This window comes from Brevundimonas sp. (assembly GCF_018608325.1).
GTDB lineage: Bacteria > Pseudomonadota > Alphaproteobacteria > Caulobacterales > Caulobacteraceae > Brevundimonas.
This window is the reverse complement of record NZ_JABAZW010000036.1, coordinates 1-1,636: the sequence shown is the minus strand read 5'-3', so window position 1 is coordinate 1,636 and position 1,636 is coordinate 1. Positions and strand designations below refer to the sequence as shown.

Here is a 1,636-nt window from a genome sequence, read left to right as displayed (position 1 = left end):
ATCTTGTGCCGCTTCTCGGCGTCGAAGGTCAGGCGCGACGGCCCGACATAGGCGACAGACCCGTCCGCAATCAGGTCCATCCGGTCGCTCATCGGGCGACGCCAGCTGATGTTGATGTTGGTCGATACCGCGGGCACGCCCGGCAGGCCTGAGTTGCCCTTGGAGTTGAACAGATCGTACGATTTGGTGACCCGTGGATGGGCCAGAAGGGCGTTGGTGCGGATCTCCAGGCTTTCGATAGGCCGCCAGTTCGCCTCGATCTCCAGCCCGGTGTTGGCGCCGTCGCCGACATTGACGGTGTAGGACAGACCGCTGGGTAGGAACTGGTCGCTCTGCAGGTTGCGCCAGTCGGCGAAGAACAGGGCCGCGCGCATCTGGATGCGGCCATCCTGCATCACGCCCTTGGCGCCGAACTCATAGTTCCACAGCGAGTCCCCGCCATAGGCGCGCAGAGGTCTGACCACGGCGTTGGAGAACTGTTCGCTGATGGGGCCTGCGGTGTTGAAACCCCCGGCGCGGTGGCCCTGGCTGATCTGGCCATAGAAGGACCAGTTGTCGTCAGGCCGCCAGCTCAAAGCCAGTTTGGGCGAGAAGCCGGATGTGCGGCCCTTGCCGTCGAAGGGGCGCTCGTCCTTGCCCTGACGGACCATGGAGGCGGTCTCGTAATCGACGACATAGTAGCGGCCGCCGACGATCAGGCTCAGGTCGTCGGTCAGGTCATAGGTCGCCTGGGCGAAGCCTGCGAACTCGCTCTGCCAGTCTTGGCGATGTTCGTCATAGACGGCGTACTGTGTCGGCCACAGGGCGGTCAGATCGACGTTGTTCTCGATGACTGTGTCGGACCAGAACAGGCCGGTCAGCCAGCGCAGACGCTGACCGCGCGGCGAACTATAGGCGATGTCCAGCACGTTCAGGTCGATGTCGCGGTGGTCGTCCAGGGCGCCGATGCGGCCGTTGGAGCCGAAGAACTTCAACCCGCTGGAGGCGTCATAGCGGCTGACGAAGGAATGGCTGACCCGCGCGGCCGTGGCTTCCAGACGACCCCAGTCGCCGTTGCCGACCAGCCGGGCGTAACCCATGCTGAAGATGTTCTCGTGCGGTTCGCGCACCAGGTTCTCGCGTCGGGATCCGTTGACGGTGCGATAGATGTAGTGGGTGTCTTCGGTCTTGATCTGCTGGCCCACGCCGCCGCCTGACAGGTTCCATTCGGGGGTCAGGTCGAAGCTGTAGGACAGCCGCCCGCCCGAGCGACGTCCATTGTTGACGCGGCGCAGGTTCAGGGCCTCGTCGTCGATATAGCCGCCGGTTTCTTCCTCATAGGCGACCAGACGCACCGCGCCCCGCCCCTTGAAGAGCGGCAGATTGCCGGCCAGGGCGGTTTCGCCGCTGGGGTCGCCGCCCTGAGTGTCAGCATAGCCCGCCGACAGGGTCAGCAGGCGTTTCTCCGTGTCCGGCGCCTGCGGCACGATGCGCAGAACTCCGCCGATGGGGCCGGTGCCGTACAGCACCCCCTGCGGGCCGCGCACCACCTCGACCCGGTTGATGTCGATCAGCTTTAGGTCCGGGTCCGGCGCGCTGTAGGTCAGGGGCACGCGGTTCAGGTAAAGGCCGACGGTCGACTGGGTCTGGCCGGTGA

Annotated in this window: 1 protein-coding gene; it reads right to left on the bottom strand. The window is 65.2% G+C overall.

Going from position 1 to position 1,636, the window contains the following annotated elements; genetic code table 11:
- Positions 1–1,636: TonB-dependent receptor (locus tag QZ281_RS03880; RefSeq protein WP_292224944.1), on the bottom strand; the 1,636-nt coding region annotated here is incomplete at both ends.